Here is a 19,117-nt window from a genome sequence, read left to right as displayed (position 1 = left end):
AGATTGCAAGAACAGGGATCCGAATATGCACGCTTCGAATAGTGCCGCCGCCAAGGAGCTGGGCGCCTTCACGTCCGTGTGGTCGGCAATTCGCGCCGAAGCGACGGATCTCGCCGCGCGTGAGCCGACATTGCGCACCTTGCTCGAAACGCAGATTATCCGCGCCGATAGCGACGCAGATATCATCGCGCATGTGATCTCCGCGCGCCTCGCCGTGGCGAAGGTCGATGCCGAGGAACTCTTCCGGCTGTTTCACGGGATGTTGCTGGAGCATGCCGATATACGCACCGCCATCGAAGCCGATCTGCTGGCCGTGCGCGAGCGCGATCCGGCCTGCACCACCTATCTGCACGCGCTGCTGAACCTCAAGGGGTTTCATGCTCTGCAGACGCACCGCGTTGCCCATGCTCTCTGGACCGACGGCCGTTTCGAGATTGCCAGCTGGCTTTCCAACCTCGCCTCGCTGGTCTTCGGTCCCGATATCCATCCGGCGGCAAGGATCGGCTCGTCGATCATGCTGGACCACGGCTCGGGCATCGTCATCGGCGAGACGGCCGTCATCGAGGACGAGGTCTCGATCCTGCAGAATGTCACGCTCGGCGGCACCGGCAAGGAGACGGGAGACCGCCACCCGAAAATCCGCCACGGCGTGATGATCGGCGCCGGCGCGAAGATCCTCGGCAATATCGAGATCGGCGCGTTCAGCAAGATCGCCGCCGGCAGTGTCGTGCTCAAACCGGTGCCGGCCCATTGCACGGTGGCCGGCGTCCCGGCAACGGTGGTGCGTATTCACCGCAACGATGAAATTCCCGCCGAAACGATGGATCAGAACATCTGAGGACGGCGAAGCGCCGTCAGGCGGCCTGCTGGCTTTCCCCAGACACCTCGACACGGTTGCGGCCTTCCCGTTTCGAGCGGTAGAGCGCCTCATCCGCCTTCTGCACAAGTCGTTCGAAATCCCCGATCTCGGGCGTACGCACGGAAACGCCGATGCTCAAGGTCGGAAAGATCGCCAGATCCGGCATCTGCATGACGGCCGCCGCGAAGGAAAGCCGAACTCGGTTTGCGATCGCCACGGCCTCTTCCCGATCCACAGTCCCAAGCACCGCCAGGAATTCGTCCCCGCCCTGTCGGGCAAGCAGGTCGCCGGGACGCAGGATGCCCTTCGCCACCGTGGAAAAAAGCCGCAGAACCTCATCGCCTGCGGCATGGCCGTGCCGGTCGTTCAACTGCTTGAAATTGTCGACATCGATGATGAGAAGCGATAGCGGCTGACCGGCGAGCTGCGGCACACGCTGGGCAAGGCCGCTGCGGTTGAGCACCCCGGTGAGCGGATCGTGATGGGCAAGCTCGATGAGCTGGTTGCGGCTGCGCTCCGCCGCCATCAGCACCATTGCCATGCTGCGCAGCATGATGAAGGCCACCGCCGATACCGCCATCCAGCTATGGACCACGCTGGCGCCGAAGGGATCCGGCCCGCCGATATTGCCGGTTGCGGCCAGAAAGCTGCGGACGGCAAAAATGGCCGCAGTGGCGACGTAAAGCCCGCAAAGAAGTGCCGCCGAATAGAGCTTCTCGCGCCGGGCAATGCCTGCGGCTTCCCTGACGATGGTAAGGTCACAAAGGCAGCAGATCACCGAGACATAAAGAAGGCGCTCGGATACCGCAGCCGGTCGCTGATGAAAAGCGCCACCGGCAGGCTGCCGCAGACGATCACGATCCAGGAATGGCGCCGGTCGATCGGATGCCCCGCAAAGGCGCGGACGGCAAAGAACATCAGCATGTAACCGACAATGGTCAGCACGTTACCCGCGTCGATGGAGACAGAGTAGGGAACGAAGTTCCGCAGTGCGACGAGAAAGGAGCCGATACCGACGAGCAGGTTGCTGGCACCCCACCAGAGCGGCCAGCGTTCGAAGCGGCCTGTCGCATAGGCGGCAAATTGGAGAGCGCTCAGAACGATACAGCTCACCGCAACGATGAAATAAATAGTCCGCAGATCCAGCAGCATCGAACTCGTCCCGAAGTCCCACGCCGCGTACCCTACAGGAGGCGATTTGCGGTTTGATTGGATGCTTTGTTAAAAATCTAACGATCCACGCTTTTTCTGCGTCAGGCAGCGCGCACAGTGCTGATGATCTCACCCAGCAGGTCATGCAGCGCATCCCTGTAGCCGTTGCGCGCGGACGGGCCGCTCTCCTGCGAGGTCATGACGACGGTGAGATCGAGTGACGGCACGATATAGAGCATCTGGCCCCCATAGCCCCAGGCGAAATGCACCTCCTCCCCACCGATCTGCCGCGTGAACCAACCGTAGCCATAGTCGTCGCCGGAGAAGCGCGAATTGGTACGGCGCTGCCAGGACTGGCCGACCCAGTCGGCAGGGACTACCTGTCGGCCATCGGTTGTGCGCCCGCCATTGCGGTAGAGCTCGCCGAAGGCAAGCAAGGATCGGGCGCTCATCGCCATCTGGTTGCCACCGAGATAGATCCCCTGCGGATCCCGCTCCCACGCGCCGATATGGAAGCCCTCGACCGGCCCAAGCCATTCCCGCGCCAGCGCCAGCGTCGATCTGCCGCCGACTTTGGTGAGAATGGCGGAGAGAATATGCGTCGAAGCGGTGGAATAGAGCATTGCCCCGCCCGGCTGATCGACGAACGGCTGCGAGAGTGCAAAGCGGACCCAGTTGCGTGAGGAAACCCAGCGGCCGTAGTTCGGCCCTGACAGGCGATCCAGCCCCGCCTGCATGGAAAGAAGGTTGCCGATCGTGATCTCGTTGAGGCGAGGATCCGCAGACGCCGGCAGATCGGCCTTCAGGATCGGCGCGATCTTCTGATCCGGCCCTTCCAGCAGCCCCTTGCTGATGGCGATACCGACCAGCGCCGAAATGATCGATTTCGAAGCGGATTTGATGTTGGTCGATTCCAATGGCGTGTGGCCACGGTAGCCGTGCTCCGCCACGATGCGTCCGTAACGGGCGACAATGACGGTTTTCAGCGGCTTCAGCTCGTCCCGGTTTGCGAGATTGTCAAGCAGGGCCGAAACGGCGTCATTCTGCTGCTGGGCGACAGCGTCAAAGGGAACGAGCAGCAGAAGACTGAGAACAAGGCGTTTGATCATGGAGCGATGAGTTAGTGCGGCTGCCTGGTAAATCAGTAGCGAAGGCCGGCGATTCACGCGGACGTGAAACTTTATGATCCGCGCATTGGCCACTTGCCGTTCAGTGAGGCGGCACGACATAGTGCACAGCACAAGCCCGAATGCACATCTGGAGGAGATTGCATGGCCCGCGTAATCGTCATCGGAGCAACAGGACATGTCGGCACCTATCTTGTGCCCCGCCTCGTCGAGGCCGGCCATCAGGTCGTGGCGATCAGCCGCGGCGCAGCCGCCCCTTATAAGGCGCATGACGCATGGAGGCGGGTCGATATCAGACATATGGACCGCTCGGCACTTGAGGCCGAAGGCCGTTTCGGGGAGGCGATCCGCGCGCTTGAAGGCGAAATCGTCATCGACATGATCTGCTTCACGCCTGAAAGCGCCGAACAGCTCGCAGCCGCGCTTGACGGTCGTGTCCGCCATTTTCTCCATACCGGCACGATCTGGACACATGGTTTCTCCACCGTCGTGCCGACACCGGAAGAGGCATCGAAGAAGCCATTCGGCGACTACGGCGTGAAGAAAGCGGCGATCGAAGCCTATCTTTTGAGGATGGCGCGGGAGAGAAACTTCCCCGCAACGCTGATCCATCCGGGCCATATCGTCGGTCCCGGTTGGAACCCGCTGAACCCGGCCGGCCACTTCAATCCCGCCGTCTTCACGACGCTGGCACGCGGCGAGACGCTGGCCCTGCCGAATTTTGGCATGGAAACCGTCCATCACGTCCACGCCGATGACATTGCCGAACTCTTCATGGCGGCCATCGCAAAACCCGAGACTGCGGTTGGTGAGGCCTTCCATGCGGTGTCGGAAAAGGCGATCACGCTGCGAGGTTACGCCGAGGCTATGGCCGCGTGGTTCGGCCAGGAGGCGAAACTGGAATTCCTGCCCTACGAAAGCTGGGCGGAAAGACAAAAACCCGAGGAGGCGAAAGCCACCTGGGAACATATCGCCCGCAGCCCCAACTGCTCGATGGAAAAGGCCCGCCGGCTGCTCGGTTTCACGCCGCGCTACAGCTCGCTGCAGGCCGTGCAGGAAGCCGTCCGCTGGCTGATCGAGAATGGCCGCGTCGAGGCAAAGGCTCCGTGAACCGTCGCCGATGGGCATGAAACGGAAAAGCCCCTCCCGGAAATGGGAGGGGCGATGCCGGTCAGGCCGCCTTCCGGACCGGCGCGCCGGCCAGCATGCGTCCCGACGGGACGATCATGCCGGCCGCGCCGCCAAGCCAGCCCTCAACGAGCTCGAGCGCCAGAAAGCGCGAGCGTTCGAAGGGGCCGGGCATGACGAGGTGACGAGCCTTCTCGGCGGAAAAGCCGAAGCGCTCGTAATATTCCGCATCGCCGACGAGCAGGATTGCGCCGTGACCACGGTTCTTTGCTTCGAGAAGCGCCGCACGCATCAGCGCCGAGCCGATGCCCTTGCCGCCATGCTTGTTGTCGACGGCGAGCGGGCCGAGCAGTAGCGCGTCGAGTGCCGTACCTTCCTGGTTGATGCCGGCCTCGACGTTCCACAGACGAACCGTGCCGATCACCCGACCGTCGCGGTCGCGCGCCACCAGTGCCAGGCCCTCGGCCGGAATGCGGTTGCGGCGGATCATTTCCGACGATTTCTTGCGGCGGTCCGGACCCATGACACGGTCGAGCAAGGTCTCGCGGGCGACGACGTCGGACGGATTTTCCGCGTCGATAGTGAAGGTGACGGGCGCAAAAAATGCGCGGACAGAATCAAGAACAGCGGCCATTTTGGCCTCCCGCACTCAAAACCGTTTCAGACGGTGACTTCGGAGAATTGTGAATTTGCCGCCCCGGCTGGTTACGGGGCTGGCAGAAACAGGACCTTAGATGACGTAGGCCTTCAGCGGCTCGAAGCCGTTGAACGCGACCGCCGAGTAGGTCGTCGTGTAGGCGCCGGTGCCTTCGATCAGAACCTCGTCGCCAATCGTCAGGGAAATCGGCAGCGGATAGAGGTTCTTTTCATAAAGCACGTCGGCCGAATCGCAGGTCGGGCCAGCGATCACGCAAGGCTCCATCTCGTCGCCGTCGCGCTCTGTGCGGATCGGGTAGCGGATGGCCTCGTCCATCGTCTCGGCGAGACCGCCGAACTTGCCGATGTCGAGGAAGACCCAGCGAGCGGCGTCATTGTCCGACTTCTTGGAGATCAGCACGACTTCAGCCTTGATGACGCCTGCGTTGCCGACCATGCCGCGGCCCGGTTCGATGATCGTCTGCGGGATCTGGTTGCCGAAATGCGTGCGCAGCGCCTGGTAGATCGACTTGCCGTAAGCTTCTGCCGACGGAACGTCGCGCAGGTACTTGGTCGGGAAGCCGCCGCCCATATTGACCATCTGCAGGTGGATGCCCTGCTTGGCAAGCTGGACGAAGACGCGCTTGGCATCGGCAAGAGCCGAATCCCAGGCATCGACCTTGGTCATCTGCGAGCCGACATGGAACGAGACGCCGTAGGACTGCAGGCCGAGCTGGTGAGCGTAGACGAGAACGTCGACGGCCATCTGCGGAACGCAGCCGAACTTGCGCGACAGCGGCCATTCGGCGCCTTCGCCATCGGTCAGAACGCGGCAGAAAACGCCGGCGCCCGGAGCTGCACGGGAAATCTTCTCGACTTCTTCATGGCTGTCGACTGCGAAGAGGCTGACGCCGAGCGCATGGGCACGGGCGATATCGCGTTCCTTCTTGATCGTGTTGCCGTAGGAAATGCGGGCTGCGGTCGCACCGGCCTCAAGCGCCATTTCGATTTCTGCAACCGAAGCGCAGTCGAAATTGGAGCCGAGGCCGGCGAGCAGCTTCAGGACTTCCGGGGCCGGGTTGGCCTTGACGGCATAATAGATCGCACTGTCCGGCATCGCGTGACGGAAAGCGTGGAAGTTATCGCGCACGACATCGAGATCCACGACGAGGCAGGGGCCGTCGGGACGGCGGGCGGCGAGAAAGTCGCGAATACGCTGGGTGGTCATGTCAATAACCCTCTTCTCAGTTCCAGGCTCCGGGCGGCCCGGAGGACAAAGGGCAAGCAACCGCCCGCAAAGGAACCAGCCGGTGGAGACCCCGGTACCTTGCAAGCGCCTGATGCGCAGATAATGAACCAACGCCACAGAATGGCATGGGCTCGGCTTTGTCTGCCTTGGATTGGTGGGAGAGTCCCGCCGCACTTCCGGCAATGAAGGTGTGCCTCTTCAGTAACCCCGGCTGATGGAAAGCCGGCAGACACCAGAAAGGCCCGCACCGTCGTTGCTTCAAGATGTCCTCGCATTTCCCGGTTGGCCGGAATAGCGACTGGAGCGGTTAGTTCCAGGTACCTTACCGATGACCTCACCTAATCGAGGGTCGGCGGACACCCACAGGCACGTGCGACTTTGGGCAGCCCGTGAAATAAGTATATTCGCCTTCACAATCAAGAGAAATTTTATGCTCCAGCTCAAAAAAATAATTGAACGATGGGGAACAATTTGTTCATCCTCGTTCAACAGATTTGGGGATCGTCATGGACACCTTGACCCGCATACGCGCCTTCATCGATGTCGTTGAAGCAGAAGGTTTTTCCGCTGCGGCGCGACGCACCGGCCGCTCCAAGGCGCTGCTGTCGAAATATGTGCGCGAACTGGAGGACGAACTCGGCGCGTTGCTGCTCAATCGCACCACCCGTCAGTTCTCCATGACCGAGGCCGGACACACCTATTATCGCACCGCCTCCGACATCCTGAAAGAGATCGACAACCTCGCCGATCTCGTGCGCGAGAACAACGCCCAACTCAAGGGCCGCCTCAAGGTTTCGGTGCCCCGCACCTTCGTCGATGCCGATGTCGGCCAGTCGCTGATCGACTTCGCCAAGGAAAACCCGAACCTGCAGCTCGAGATAGCCGCCGACGACCGCTTCGTCGATCTGATCGAGGAAGGTTTCGACGTGGCCGTGCGCGTCACGAAGCTCGAAGATTCCGGTATGATCGCCCGCAAGATTTCGGATTTCCGCGTGCATATCTGCGCGACACCGGAATTCCTCGAGCGCTATCCGGATCTCGAACATCCGACGGATATTTCCAACGTCCCCTTCATCGTCGATACCAATTCCCGCAGCCAGGCAAGCATCCGCTTCTACAATCCCGACAGCACCTCCTTTGCCGTCGCCGTCTCCGGCCCGATCGAGGTCAACAGCCCGCACGCGACGCTGCGCGCCGCACTGTCGGGGATCGGCATTGCGCTGATCCCCGATTTCATTGCCCGCAAACCGATCGAGGACGGCCGGCTGGTCACGCTGTTCAACGATTACATCCCGACCGATCGCGGCATCTATGCGGTCTATCCGCACCGGCGCTACCTGCCGGCAAAGGTCAGGATTTTCGTGGATTATCTCTCCAACTGGTTCAAGAAACACCCCTGAAGCGACCGGCCGAACGCGCCCAAGCGTCGCAGGGCCGGTCCCAATTCCGTCCCATTTTCTGGCGAGACATCACCGAACCGAACAGGGTAGCCGGCAAGCATGAAACGATCGATAATTCTGACGACCGGGCTTCTTTCGCTGGCCCCCGCCACCGCCTTCGCCCATCCCCATATATTCGTGGAAGCGCGGCTGGAGGTCGTTGCCGCACCGGATGGCAGCATCGAGGAGCTGCGCAATGTCTGGCGCTTCGACGAGGTCTTCTCCTCCTCCGTCGTCATGGATTTCGACAAGAACACCGATCTGAAGCTGGAGCCGAACGAACTCGCCGAAGTCGGCAAGACGGTTCGCGATTCGCTTGCCGATTACGATTACTACATGAACCTGACGATCAGCGGGAAGAATATCACCGTCCAGAAGCCCGACATCATTCATGTCGACTACAAGGAAGGCCAGCTGTTGATGTTCTTTGCCGTCAAGCCAGTGGAAAAGATGCCGCTGAAGGGCAAGCTGACCTTCGGCGTCTATGATCCGACGCTCTACACCTCGATCGACTTCCCAACCGACAACGAGCTTGCCATGGTCGGCGACGGCTTCAAAGCCTGCAAGCACGCGGTCGTGCGCCCGGATGCGGACGAGGTGATTTCGGAAAACAAGCAGTCGCTGACCGACGCCTTCTTCAACGATCCGACCGGCACCAATATGTCGAAGCTCTTTGCCACGCGGCTGGAGGTCACATGCTGACAAGACGCCTGTCGCTCGCCCTGCTTGCGCTCGCTGCCATGGCCGTCGCCGCCCATGCGCAATCGCCGCTCGGCATCGGCACGGCGGAGCCGAGCTTCCAGCCGACGGGCGGGCCGCTGGCGCCTCTCTTCCTCTACGTGAACTATGAGCAGCAGGCGTTCTACCGTGCGCTGACCGGCGCCCTGAAGGAGATGCGCCAGGACCCGTGGCAGCTTTCTTCGCTGATCGGCCTCTCTTTCGCCTACGGTGTCTTCCACGCTGCCGGTCCCGGCCACGGCAAGGCCGTCATCTCGTCCTACATGATCGCCAACGAGGTCGAGCTTCGACGCGGAGTCGTGATCTCCTTCATCTCGGCCTTCGTGCAGGGCGTCATGGCGGTCCTTCTCGTCGGCGGTGCGTGGCTGGTGCTGCGCGGCACCGGCATCACGCTGACCGTGGCCACTCAGGCCATGGAAATCGCAAGTTTCGTGATGGTCATCCTCTTTGGCGGCTGGCTGCTCTTTCGCAAGCTGCGCTCGATGGCCCGCAACCTGCCGCGCCGTCAGCTGATGGCAACGTCGGCCGGCCCGGTCGGCATGATGCTGGACTGGAAGGACAATGCGGCAGAACGCCAGAGCGCAGATTTCCGCTTCAGCGGCAAGGCGCAGGCAGTGGATCCTGGCCACACCTATGTGCCCGGCATGGTCTGCGAAACCTGCGGCAATTCCCACCTGCCCGATCCGTCGCTCGTCGGCGGCGACAGGTTCAGCATGCGCGAAGCCTGGTCGGCAGTCATCGCCGTGGGCTTGCGCCCCTGTTCCGGCGCCCTGCTGGTCATGACCTTCTCACTGCTGAACGGGCTTTATCTCGGCGGCGTGCTCTCTGTCGTCGCCATGTCGCTCGGCACTGCCATCACCGTTGCGATCCTCGCCACGCTTGCCGTCACTGCCAAGGGCACGGCGGTGCGCCTCTCCGGCCGCGGTTCGCCGGCTTCGGTCTGGATCGGCAACGCGATCGAGATAGCGGGCGCACTTCTCGTGATCCTGATGGGCGTCCTGCTGCTCGGAGCCTCCCTGCAGGGATAGCGTCAAGGCTTCCTGCGCTGATAGCGCGCCCGCAGCCAGAAGATGCCGAAGAAACACATCAGCAGGCAGACGCCGACGATGACCGCCAGTGTCGGCGAAAAACTGCCGATCCACAGCACGATGGTCGGCAGGAAATAGATCACCAGCCCGGCACAAATAAGGATGATGGCGGCGGCGATTGCCTGCGAACGGCTTTCCGGGCTCATGGATAGTCACTCCTCTTGTCCGGGAGTGGATAGGCCAGCCGCCCTGCAAAGGCAACCGGCCCTGGGGGCTGTCCGCCGATCCTATTGCGACAGCGTCGTCTTGGCGGAAGAAACCGTCGCTTCGATATGATCGACAAGCTGATCGGGAAGACCGAGCCGGCCTGCAAGCAGATCGAGATAACCGCGTTCGGCCCGTGAATCGGGCTCGATCGTCAGGCGCGAGGCCGTGTAGAGTTCGACCTTCTGCTCCTCGGTCACGGCGGCTGCGACAAGCGCATCGATATCCGTCGGCTCCGAAAGCTCGCGCTCGATGAAGCTTGCGGCTTCGCCGCTGACATCGGCGGCCTTGACTTTGTCCATGATGAGCGTCCGTTCCGCGTCGTCGATATGGCCGTCGGCCTTGGCGGCGGCGATCATGGCGCGGATAAGGACAAGCACGAATTCGTTGCTGGTTGCCGGCGAAGCCGTTCCGAAGCCGGATTCGGCAGGCGGCGGCAGAAGCACGGGATTGTTGGCCGTCGGCGCGTCGGACGGTGCCGCCGGCGCCTGCCCGGCCTGATAATTCTTCCAGGCCTGATAGCCGAGACCTGCAATGGCCGCGAGCCCGCCGATCGTAATGGCATTGCCTGCGATGCTGCGACCGGTCTTGGTGCCGAGAAGAACGGCGGCAAGCGCGCCGGTCTTCAGCGGATTGTCCTTCGCCATCTGGATCGCATCGCCGGCCCGATCACGCACGCTGCCGCCCACGCCCGGCACCTGCGATCCCAGAAACTGGTCGAGTAGCTTCTTCGCGTCGAACATGTCCTCGTCTTCTCCCTGTTGCAGAGGCTGGAGGAGAACATAGGTTTGCGACTGCCGAAATACAAACGAGGGCGGCAAGCCACCCTCGTTCAAGACTTTAGGTTTTGAGACCCGATTCCGCGGCCCCCTCAGCCCTTCAGCGCAAAAGCTTCGGAAGCAAGCTTGGTGATGCCGGCCCAGTCACCTGCCGCAACCAGTTCCTTCGGCGCGACCCACGAGCCGCCGACGCAGACGACGTTCGGCAGCGAGAGATAGTCATTGGCATTCTTGAGCGAGATGCCGCCGGTCGGGCAGAAGAACGTACCGGCAAGCGGCGAGGACAGGGCCTTGAGATAGGCCGCACCGCCGGCCTGCTCGGCCGGAAAGAACTTGAGAACCTGGTAGCCTTCTTCCCGCAGCGCCATGACTTCGCTTGCGGTGGCAGCCCCCGGCAGCAGCGGCACCGGAGAATCGGCTGCGGCGTCCAGCAGCTCCTGGGTCGTGCCGGGGCTGACGATGAACTTGGAGCCAGCCTTTACGGCGGCCTCCCAATGGGCGGCGTTGAGGATGGTGCCGGCGCCGACTTCCGCGCCTTCCACTTCAGCGGCGACTGCACGCACAGCGTCGAGGGCAGCCGGCGTGCGCATGGTGATCTCGATCGCCTTCAGGCCGCCCGCAACGAGCGCGCGGGCAAGCGATACGGCCGACTTGGCATCATCGACGATCAGGACCGGAACGACAGGCTGGAGTTTCAGGATGGAAAGGAGTTTTTCTGTCTTCTCGCCCATGGCCACGGTTCCCTTAAACGATTGAAATCGGCTTTCGAATAACGCCCCCACGGAGGCTTGTCGAGATAAAACCGGCCCATGCGACAAGACGGGTATTAAATCCCTATAAATTGGGCTACCGTGCCGTGATCGTCACAAAAGGTTCATTCGTATGGCGAAAGAGATCGAACGGAAGTTCCTCGTACGTGGCGAAGCATGGCGCTCTGCCGCAGAGTCCAAATCGGTCCTGAAACAGGGCTACGTCGCCTCCATGGATGACCGCTCGGTGCGTATTCGCATCCTTGATGGGAAGACCGCGCGGCTGACGATGAAGATCGGCCGCGGCACGCTCACCCGCGACGAATTCGAGTATGAGATCCCCATCGCCGACGCCGAGGAACTGCTGGAAAACGCCATCGGTATCGTCATCGAAAAGACGCGTTACCGCGTCCCTTATGAAGGTTTCGTCTGGGAAGTCGATGTCTTTGCCGGCGCCCATCGTGGCCTCGTCATCGCCGAAGTCGAGATGCAGGCCGAAACCGACAATCCTCCCCTGCCCGCCTGGCTTGGCCGCGAGGTCACAGGCGATTTCCGCTATTCCAATCAGGCGCTGGCTACAGAATTTGAGCACGACAGGCATGGGCTATCGCATACGGCCTGAGGCCGACTTTACCGACGAGTTCCGAAGCGCCGCCGAGGAGCAACTGACGCGCGCCATCACCGTTCTCGATAAGCGGCCGGAAGGCGCCCATGAGGCGATCCATGCCTTCCGCAAGAATATCAAGCGGCTGCGCTCGCTCTATCGTCTGGTGTCTCGGGAAGTGCCGGAATTCCAGAAACGCGAAAATGCGCGGCTGCGGGAAACGGCACGGTCGCTCTCCACGATCCGCGATGCCGCAGCAATCGTCGGCACTGCGTGTTACCTGCAGGAAAATGCCCGAAACCCGGAAGAGGCCGAGGCGCTCGGCCGTATCGTCGCCATTCTCGAAGCTCGGCGCGACTGGATGGCGGAGGCCGAAAGCGACCTGGAACAAAGGCTGCACGACGCTGCCGGCCGCCTGCGGGAGGCGATTGCGGCGCTCGACGACGTCGTCTTCGACAACAGCCACCGCAAGAATGCCCGCATGCTGGCAAAGAGCTGGCGCCGGACGGCATCGCGCGCCAGAGAGGCGCTCGATGCCTGCCACGAGGAGGCCGCGGCCGAAGATTTTCATGAGCTGCGCAAGCGCACTTACGATTATCGCCTCTATCACTCGCTTCTGCGCGACCTCTGGCCAAGCGCCATGAAGGCCAAGCGCGATTTCGCCAAGGACATCGTCGAACGGCTCGGCCATATAAACGATCTCTCCGTACTCTCGGGTCTCGTGGAGGCAGAGCCGCAACTCTTCACTCGCAACGACGATCTCGCCCATCTGCTGGATGCCATCATCTTCCGCCAGCAGCAGGATCGGAGCGAGGCGCTGCGCAGCGCCGAAACGCTCTATGGCGACGATCCGGATGACGAAGCGCAACGTCTCGAACTGCTCTGGGTCTCGATCCGCAACTGATGAATTTTATCTGTTGACCTCAACATTGGTTGAGATCCTAGCCTTGACCGGTCAATCAACCCGCCGAGGAAGACATGTCTGCCGACAATGCCGCAACCCCACAGATCCACGGGATCTACGAAACCCATCTCACCGTCGCCGATCTGAAGGTTTCCGTTCCCTTCTACCGCGATATTCTGGGCCTGGAACTCGCCGCAGAATTTCCCGAGCGCCGCATCGCCTTCTTCTGGGTGAACGGCAGGGAGAACGGCATGCTCGGCCTCTGGGAAACCGGCACCGGCCCCCTGAAGATGCGCCTGCACATGGCCTTTCGCCTGTCGCGGGACGAAATGATGCGGGCGCCGGCGCTGCTGATCGACAAGGGGCTGAAACTGCACGGCTTCCACGGCGAGCCGATCACCGAACCGATCGTCATCGGCTGGGTGCCGGCGCTCTCGCTCTATTTCAACGATCCCGACGGTCATTCCATCGAATTCCTGAGCGTGCTTGACGAGGAGCCCGACGCCGCTTTCGGCATGCGCTTCCATGCGCTATGGCAGGCACGCCGACAGTAGTCCCCATCACCTGGCAGGAGGTCTGACCAGGAGCCGCACGACTTCGGATACTCTTCGGCGCAAGGCGCTCAGGTCTTCTGCCCCCTCCTGATCGAAGGATGGTCCGAAAGGATTGACGGCCGTCCAGGCCGTCGAAATCGACATGATGATTGTCAGCAGGAAAGCAGGTGGAAAACGAGCATCCACTATGCCTTGCGCCTGCGCTTCGGCAAGGGCTGCGACCTTTTTTCCGGCCGAAGCGCTGCGTTCAGCCGGGCTGCCGACCTTCCGCTCGAGCCCGAACCAGGCAAGCAGGCGCATGAGATCGGGATTTGCCATGGCAAAATCGACGATGCGCGCGGCATAATCGGGCAGGTCTTCCGGCGTGAAATGCAGTTCCTCATAGATCCGCGTAAGGTGCTTGCGCAGGATAGTCTCGAACAGCGCTTCCTTGCTCTCGAAATAGATATAGATGAGATTCTTGTTGCATCCCGCGGCTTTGGCGATGCGGTCCACGCGCGCGCCGGCAATGCCGAAATCGGAGAACTCCCGAAGGGCTGCCGCCAGTATCTTCTCCTTGCTCAGTTCCGCGTTGCGCATGCAATCCGATTCCTTTCCAGCTGCTCCAGCCCTATCACTTGACTAACCGGTTAGATAGATCTAGTTAACTGTCTAACTGGTTAGTTAGAAAGGTTCTCAATGATGGAACGCACCTGGTTTATTACCGGCATCTCCAGCGGCTTCGGTCGTCTCATGGCCGAGCGCCTGCTGTCGAGCGGCGAGCGTGTTGCTGGCACTATCCGCAAGGCCACTGCAGCCGATGACCTCAAGGCGCTCTACGGCGACCGGCTCTGGATAGCGCAATTGGACATGATCGATGTCGCGGGCATCCGCGCCGTGGTGAACCGCGCCTTTGCCGAGTTGGGGCGCATCGACATTGTGGTCAGCAATGCCGGCTACGGCCTGTTCGGGGCGGCCGAGGAACTGTCGAACGAACAGATCGACCATCAGATCGCAACCAATCTGGCCGGGCCGATCCACCTCGTGCGGGCGGCCGTTCCGCATCTGCGTGCCCAGGGCGGCGGGCGCATCGTTCAGATATCCACCTATGGCGGCCTTGCGGCGATGGCCGGCGGCTCGCTCTATCATGCGAGCAAATGGGGAGCGGAGGGCTTCTTCGAAGCAATGGTGCAGGAGCTTGCCCCTTTCAACATCGGCATAACCATTGTCGAGCCCGGCGGCGCCCGTACGGAATTCCGCTTCGGCAACGCACAGGTCGGAACGAAGATCGACGCCTATCAGGGCACGCCCGCCGGTTTGGTGCACACGATACTGCAGGATCGCTCGCGGCTGCCGATTGGCGATCCCGCCAGGATGGTGGAAATCATCATCTCCAGCGCCGACCAGTCTCCTGCACCGAAACGCATCGTGCTTGGCAGCGACTCCTATACGGCCATCATGAAAGCGCTCGGCGAGCGCCTTGCCAGTATCGAGGGGCAGAAGGAAACCGCCTTCTCGACCGATTTCCCGCCGGCCCCTTGAGGCGTCAAACGCGAGCGCACTTGCGTAATGTTATTGCGCAAGGACGACACCTTCTGTATTTCCACGCGCATGACCGAAAACGCGATCCAGACAAGCCCCTTCCTCGTGGCAGCACTTTACCATTTCGTCTCGCTGCCGCGATACGAAAGCCTGCAGCAGCCCTTGCAGGCGCTCTGCGAGGAAAATGGCGTCAAGGGCACGCTTCTGCTTGCCCATGAAGGCATCAACGGCACGATTGCCGGTCCGGACGCCGGCATCCGCACCGTGCTCGCTTTCCTGCGCGCCCAGCCGGAGTTCGCCGCGCTCGAGCATAAGGAAAGCCGTGCTTCCAAGATGCCTTTCCTGCGCATGAAGGTGAAGCTGAAGAAGGAGATCGTCACGATGGGCGTCGAGAATATCGACCCCAACAAGGTGGTTGGCACCTATGTCGACCCCGGCGACTGGAATGCCCTGATCTCCGATCCCGATACGATCGTGATCGACACGCGCAACGACTACGAGACGGCGATCGGCACCTTCCGCGGCGCCGTTGATCCGAAGACCAAGACCTTCCGCGAGTTTCCGGACTGGGTGCGCAACAATCCCGGCCTGCACAACAAGCCGAGGATCGCCATGTATTGCACCGGCGGCATCCGTTGCGAGAAGGCGACGGCCTTCATGAAGGAACAGGGTTTCGATGAGGTCTACCACCTCAAGGGCGGCATCCTGAAATATCTGGAGGAAGTGCCGCAGGAAGAAAGCCTCTGGGACGGCGCCTGCTTCGTCTTCGACGAGCGCGTTTCGGTCGAACATGGGCTGAAGGAAGGCGAGCACAAACTCTGCCATGCCTGCCGCAATCCGATCACGGCGCAAGAGGTCACTTCGCCCTATTACGAGGAGGGCGTTTCCTGCAGCAATTGTTATCATACCCGCAGCGAAGAGGACCGCCTGCGCTACCGTCAGCGCCAGCACCAGATCGCGCTCGCCAGGAAGCGTGGCCAGAAACATATCGGCACCTGACGCGGCTTCGGCAAAGGTGCGCGGCGCCACCTCCGGACTTGCGTGACGACAAAGGGATTAGGCGCCGGTTCAGCCCGCGATCCGACGCAGGACCCGGGCTTCGCGCCGCTCCTGCAACAGGTCGTTGATCTGCTCGGCCGACATCGGCTTTCCGAAGAAGTACCCCTGCAGGCAGTCGCTGCCGAAGAGCCGCAATGCGACGGCCTGCTCCTCGGTTTCGATACCCTCTGCCGTGACCGGGATATCGAGCGCACGTGCGAGCGCCACCGTCGCCTGCAGCATTTCCCGCTGCCGGTCGTCGGTGGTGATATCCGTCACCAGCGAGCGGTCGATCTTGATGCGGTCGAAGCCGAACTGGCGCAGATAGCCGATCGACGAGAAACCGGAGCCGAAGTCGTCGAGCGCCACCTTCACGCCAAGCGACTTCAGGCGCTCGATCGACTGGCGCGTGCGCTGCGGGTTCTGGATCATATAACCTTCGGTGATTTCCAGCGTGACGCGGCTCGCCTCGATCTCCGTCTGCTTCAGCACGTAGCGCACGTAATCGGTGAAAGCCGGATTGCGGAACTGGCCCGGTGAAACGTTGACCGAGATCTTCAGCTCCGGCCACTGTTTTGCCGTCTCACAGGCCTTGCGCAGCACGAAAAGGCCAAGCGATTCAATGAGCCCGCTGGTCTCGGCGATGGGGATGAAAATCTCCGGCGAAACCGGGCCGTGGCCGGGCCTGTTCCAGCGCACCAGCGCTTCGACGCCCGTCATCTCATGCGTCGCGGCATCGACAAGTGGCTGATAGGCAAGCGTGAGATCGCCGCTTTCGATCGCCATGCGCAGATCGAGCTCCAGCGCGTTGCGCTGCGCGCGATCGGTATCCATGGCCGGATCGTAGAGCGTCATGCGGGCGCGGCCGGCTTCCTTCGCCTTGTACATGGCGAGATCGGCGCGGCGGACCAGTTCTTCGCGATCGATCGAGCCCAGCGGCGACATGGCAATGCCGATGCTGGCGCCGACCACGACGATACGACGGCCGACCTCAAGCGGCTCGGCAAGGAAATCGAGGATCTGCTCGGCAAGCTGCAGCGCGGCCGCATTCTCCGCCTCCGAAAGGAAAGCGATTGCGAATTCATCCCCGCCGATGCGCGCAAGCACGGCACCGTCCGGGATCAGCACGTCCAGTCCCGCCGCGACCGCGCGGATCAGCTGGTCGCCGGTGCCGTGGCCGTAGCTGTCGTTGACTTCCTTGAATCCATCGAGATCGAGATAGAGCAGCAGGACGTTCCGCTTCGTCTGCCGTGCCTGCGCCACGAAGCTGTCGACGGCAAGGCCCAGGCCATCGCGGTTGGAGAGGCCGCTGAGGCGATCGCGGAGCGTTTCCTCACGCGCGCTGTTTTCCTCCGCCTTGAGACGCCGCCCGGCAAGCCAGCCGATAATGAGCAGGACGGCAAAGAACAGGCCGACCAGACCAAGCGCCTGGATGACCATGGGCCGCACCTGCGCATAACCGATATCTCCCGGCGAGCGCGACACCCAGACAAGCTTGCCAAGAACCGTGCGAGTGGGATCTGCGATTTCGACCGAATAGGCCGAGGCGAAATCCGCAGGCACGAGCCGCAACCCGTTCAGCACGTAGGTGGCGCCGAGAGCGGAAATTTTCGCATCATCGAGATGCCTGGCGAAAATTAGGTAGCGATGCTGACCGGCAGGCACGTCCAGCGCACCGGACTTCTCGCGCACGAGCGCGATGCCGACGGCGGCAATGCCCCTTTCGGTCCGGACGAAACCCGTCGCCTGCGGCTTGTCGCCGGCGTCGGGCGCACGAGCCCTGTCCAAAAGCTGCCAGAGAGCAGGCGCAAAGAAATCGCCCACCGGCTTCTGCATGGGCAGACCATCCTGATAGGCCATGACGGTCTTCTTCTCATCGTCGACGACGATTGCCGTATCGAAGAGAGGGCTGTTGACGGACATTTCGCCGTAATTGCTGATCGTCCATGCCATGCCGTCTGCCCGGTAGACATTGGCGGCCGCGTCGTCCCAGGCGGCATAGTCGTCGAGCGTGGCGGCAAGCTGATCCTCGAAGGTCTTGAGTGCGCCGACAGTGGTCTCGCGCGAGCGCTCGTCGTCGAGCACGTTGGCATTTTCAGACACGCGCTCCAGCGCCGTCAAAACCATGATGGTGACGACAGCAACAATGACTGCGAAGGAAAAAAGCACGCCAGTAACTGTGGTATGGCGGCCCAATCCCGACCCGTTGCTTTTAGACCTCAAGACTGCCGGCAATTCATACAACTCCCCGTTCAGGAAATCTTCGCAGCCAAGGGTCAAAAAACGCTTAAAATCATGACAACTATCAAGAATCCGGCTCAGATTACTTGACGATCTCACGCCTCCCAAGATTGACAACTATTTTCCATTATGGTAACTAGTTTCCATAATGGAAACGGAGATCGGGAATCTTGAAGCGCACGATCGAAGCCGATTTGCTGACGGATATCATGCTGATGGTCTTCCGCATCAACGGACGGCTGCTGGATGGCGGCGACCGGCTGGGCGCACCGCTGAACCTCACCAGCGCCCGATGGCAGGTGCTCGGAGCCATTTCGCTATCTTCCGGTCCTGTCACCGTACCCGGAATTGCCGAGATGATGGGCATGACCCGTCAGGGCGCCCAAAAACAGGTGAACAAGCTCGAGGAGGACGGCTTCATAGAAAAGCGGGCCAACCCGCGCCATCAGCGATCGCCTTTCTACGTGCTGACAGCGCAAGGCGCCGAGAGCTACCGGCGGATAACCGCGCTTCACACCGGCTGGGCCAACACACTTGCAGATGGACTGGACGCACAGGAACTGCGGGCAGCGCTCGATCTTCTGAACAGGTTCGACGAACGGCTGGCGCAGGACGCCGCACAAGACGAGGAACTGCTATGAAAACGATCGTTCACGCCGGCGCAGGCACTCTTGCCATCATCCTGATTGCCGGTTTTCTGGCCGCAACGCTGATCTCGGAACTTCTTCTGGAGGAGGCCGCTATTGTCGCCGTCAAGAAAGCGATCCTGACCGGCCTCTGTCTGCTGATCCCGGCACTGGCAATCACTGGCGGCAGCGGCTTTTCGCTTGCCCGCGATCGTCATTCGCCTTCTATCGAACGCAAGCGTCGACGCATGAAGCTCATCGCCGCAAACGGCCTGCTGATCCTGTTGCCGCTGGCAATTCTGCTATACCTGCGGGCGGCGGCCGGTCTTTTCGACGGTCTTTTTTATGCCTTGCAGGCGCTGGAAGTGCTGGCCGGCTGCGCCCAGCTTTCGCTGCTTGTCCTCAATTTCCGAGACGGGCGGAAAATGACACGGGCAAAACGTCTCGCTGCGGCCCGGAAGCTGAATTCGATCTGAAACGG

General features: G+C 61.6%; 20 protein-coding genes and 1 pseudogene. 12 read left to right on the top strand and 9 right to left on the bottom strand.

Annotated features, from left to right (window positions below; genetic code table 11):
• Positions 1-25: 25 nt before the first annotated feature.
• Positions 26-838, top strand: coding sequence for a serine O-acetyltransferase (gene cysE, locus ACFPWW_RS05310; protein ID WP_377310844.1), 813 nt, complete (start codon positions 26-28; stop codon positions 836-838).
• Positions 839-854: 16 nt separating this feature from the next.
• Here the strand turns inward: cysE and ACFPWW_RS05305 are convergent.
• Together ACFPWW_RS05305 and ACFPWW_RS05300 are read right to left on the bottom strand one after the other, a co-directional pair.
• A pseudogene (locus tag ACFPWW_RS05305) lies at positions 855-2,011 on the bottom strand (GGDEF domain-containing protein).
• A 101-nt stretch (positions 2,012-2,112) separates the two neighbouring features.
• Positions 2,113-3,120, bottom strand: coding sequence for a serine hydrolase domain-containing protein (locus ACFPWW_RS05300; RefSeq protein WP_377310842.1), 1,008 nt, complete (start codon positions 3,118-3,120; stop codon positions 2,113-2,115).
• Positions 3,121-3,282: 162 nt separating this feature from the next.
• On the opposite strand from ACFPWW_RS05300, the gene ACFPWW_RS05295 reads away from it, so the two are divergent.
• Complete coding sequence (locus ACFPWW_RS05295; RefSeq protein WP_377310840.1) at positions 3,283-4,248, top strand: NAD-dependent epimerase/dehydratase family protein; 966 nt, start codon at positions 3,283-3,285, stop codon at positions 4,246-4,248.
• A gap of 61 nt (positions 4,249-4,309) precedes the next feature.
• On the opposite strand, the gene ACFPWW_RS05290 is transcribed toward ACFPWW_RS05295, so the two are convergent.
• Positions 4,310-4,900 (bottom strand): GNAT family N-acetyltransferase, encoded by a 591-nt coding sequence (locus ACFPWW_RS05290; protein ID WP_377310839.1) that lies wholly within the window; start codon positions 4,898-4,900, stop codon positions 4,310-4,312.
• A 96-nt stretch (positions 4,901-4,996) separates the two neighbouring features.
• Positions 4,997-6,130 (bottom strand): ornithine/lysine decarboxylase, encoded by a 1,134-nt coding sequence (gene odc2, locus ACFPWW_RS05285; protein WP_377310837.1) that lies wholly within the window; start codon positions 6,128-6,130, stop codon positions 4,997-4,999.
• 527 nt (positions 6,131-6,657) lie between these two features.
• Between odc2 and ACFPWW_RS05280 the strand changes: the two genes are divergently transcribed.
• The 3 genes from ACFPWW_RS05280 to ACFPWW_RS05270 all read left to right on the top strand — a co-directional run bounded on the left by ACFPWW_RS05280 (position 6,658) and on the right by ACFPWW_RS05270 (position 9,356).
• Positions 6,658-7,551 (top strand): LysR family transcriptional regulator, encoded by an 894-nt coding sequence (locus ACFPWW_RS05280; RefSeq protein WP_112564106.1) that lies wholly within the window; start codon positions 6,658-6,660, stop codon positions 7,549-7,551.
• Between the two features lie 99 nt (positions 7,552-7,650).
• Positions 7,651-8,292 carry a DUF1007 family protein gene (locus tag ACFPWW_RS05275; RefSeq protein ID WP_377310834.1) on the top strand — a complete coding sequence of 214 codons (642 nt, stop codon included), beginning with the start codon at positions 7,651-7,653 and terminating at the stop codon, positions 8,290-8,292.
• Positions 8,286-9,356, top strand: coding sequence for a nickel/cobalt transporter (locus ACFPWW_RS05270; protein ID WP_377310832.1), 1,071 nt, complete (start codon positions 8,286-8,288; stop codon positions 9,354-9,356). The genes ACFPWW_RS05275 and ACFPWW_RS05270 overlap by 7 nt, the downstream gene beginning before the upstream one ends.
• 2 nt (positions 9,357-9,358) lie before the next feature.
• Here the strand turns inward: ACFPWW_RS05270 and ACFPWW_RS05265 are convergent, their stop codons facing one another.
• The 3 genes from ACFPWW_RS05265 to ACFPWW_RS05255 form a co-directional block, all read right to left on the bottom strand.
• Positions 9,359-9,562, bottom strand: coding sequence for a hypothetical protein (locus tag ACFPWW_RS05265; protein ID WP_377310830.1), 204 nt, complete (start codon positions 9,560-9,562; stop codon positions 9,359-9,361).
• 81 nt (positions 9,563-9,643) lie between these two features.
• The gene (locus ACFPWW_RS05260) at positions 9,644-10,363 is read right to left on the bottom strand and encodes a tellurite resistance TerB family protein (RefSeq protein ID WP_112563629.1); all 720 of its coding nucleotides are present in this window, start codon (positions 10,361-10,363) and stop codon (positions 9,644-9,646) included.
• 128 nt (positions 10,364-10,491) lie between these two features.
• Positions 10,492-11,130 carry a 2-dehydro-3-deoxy-phosphogluconate aldolase gene (locus ACFPWW_RS05255; protein ID WP_112563627.1) on the bottom strand — a complete coding sequence of 213 codons (639 nt, stop codon included), beginning with the start codon at positions 11,128-11,130 and terminating at the stop codon, positions 10,492-10,494.
• Positions 11,131-11,281: 151 nt separating this feature from the next.
• On the opposite strand from ACFPWW_RS05255, the gene ACFPWW_RS05250 reads away from it, so the two are divergent.
• The 3 genes from ACFPWW_RS05250 to ACFPWW_RS05240 all read left to right on the top strand — a co-directional run bounded on the left by ACFPWW_RS05250 (position 11,282) and on the right by ACFPWW_RS05240 (position 13,210).
• On the top strand, positions 11,282-11,770 hold the full coding sequence (locus ACFPWW_RS05250) for a CYTH domain-containing protein (RefSeq protein WP_377310827.1): 489 nt from the start codon (positions 11,282-11,284) through the stop codon (positions 11,768-11,770).
• On the top strand, positions 11,748-12,656 hold the full coding sequence (locus tag ACFPWW_RS05245) for a CHAD domain-containing protein (protein WP_112754772.1): 909 nt from the start codon (positions 11,748-11,750) through the stop codon (positions 12,654-12,656). The genes ACFPWW_RS05250 and ACFPWW_RS05245 overlap by 23 nt, the downstream gene beginning before the upstream one ends.
• Positions 12,657-12,730: 74 nt before the next feature.
• On the top strand, positions 12,731-13,210 hold the full coding sequence (locus tag ACFPWW_RS05240; protein WP_377310825.1) for a VOC family protein: 480 nt from the start codon (positions 12,731-12,733) through the stop codon (positions 13,208-13,210).
• Between the two features lie 6 nt (positions 13,211-13,216).
• Here the strand turns inward: ACFPWW_RS05240 and ACFPWW_RS05235 are convergent, their stop codons facing one another.
• Positions 13,217-13,789 carry a TetR family transcriptional regulator gene (locus ACFPWW_RS05235; protein ID WP_112754776.1) on the bottom strand — a complete coding sequence of 191 codons (573 nt, stop codon included), beginning with the start codon at positions 13,787-13,789 and terminating at the stop codon, positions 13,217-13,219.
• Positions 13,790-13,888: 99 nt separating this feature from the next.
• On the opposite strand from ACFPWW_RS05235, the gene ACFPWW_RS05230 reads away from it, so the two are divergent.
• Both ACFPWW_RS05230 and ACFPWW_RS05225 read left to right on the top strand, forming a co-directional pair.
• Entirely contained in the window at positions 13,889-14,731 is an 843-nt protein-coding gene (locus tag ACFPWW_RS05230) for an SDR family oxidoreductase (protein ID WP_377310822.1), read from the top strand.
• A gap of 69 nt (positions 14,732-14,800) precedes the next feature.
• Positions 14,801-15,730 (top strand): rhodanese-related sulfurtransferase, encoded by a 930-nt coding sequence (locus tag ACFPWW_RS05225; RefSeq protein WP_112754897.1) that lies wholly within the window; start codon positions 14,801-14,803, stop codon positions 15,728-15,730.
• A 69-nt stretch (positions 15,731-15,799) separates the two neighbouring features.
• Here the strand turns inward: ACFPWW_RS05225 and ACFPWW_RS05220 are convergent, their stop codons facing one another.
• Entirely contained in the window at positions 15,800-18,004 is a 2,205-nt protein-coding gene (locus tag ACFPWW_RS05220) for a putative bifunctional diguanylate cyclase/phosphodiesterase (protein ID WP_377310820.1), read from the bottom strand.
• A gap of 176 nt (positions 18,005-18,180) precedes the next feature.
• Between ACFPWW_RS05220 and ACFPWW_RS05215 the strand changes: the two genes are divergently transcribed.
• Together ACFPWW_RS05215 and ACFPWW_RS05210 are read left to right on the top strand one after the other, a co-directional pair.
• The gene (locus tag ACFPWW_RS05215; protein WP_112754778.1) at positions 18,181-18,651 is read left to right on the top strand and encodes a MarR family winged helix-turn-helix transcriptional regulator; all 471 of its coding nucleotides are present in this window, start codon (positions 18,181-18,183) and stop codon (positions 18,649-18,651) included.
• Entirely contained in the window at positions 18,648-19,112 is a 465-nt protein-coding gene (locus tag ACFPWW_RS05210) for a hypothetical protein (protein ID WP_377310817.1), read from the top strand. The genes ACFPWW_RS05215 and ACFPWW_RS05210 overlap by 4 nt, the downstream gene beginning before the upstream one ends.
• The last annotated feature ends 5 nt before the right edge of the window (positions 19,113-19,117 follow it).

It is taken from the genome of Rhizobium sp. GCM10022189, assembly GCF_042656325.1.
Taxonomy (GTDB): domain Bacteria; phylum Pseudomonadota; class Alphaproteobacteria; order Rhizobiales; family Rhizobiaceae; genus Rhizobium.
Note: the sequence above shows the minus strand (reverse complement) of the source record. Positions and strands in the feature narration are given on the sequence as shown.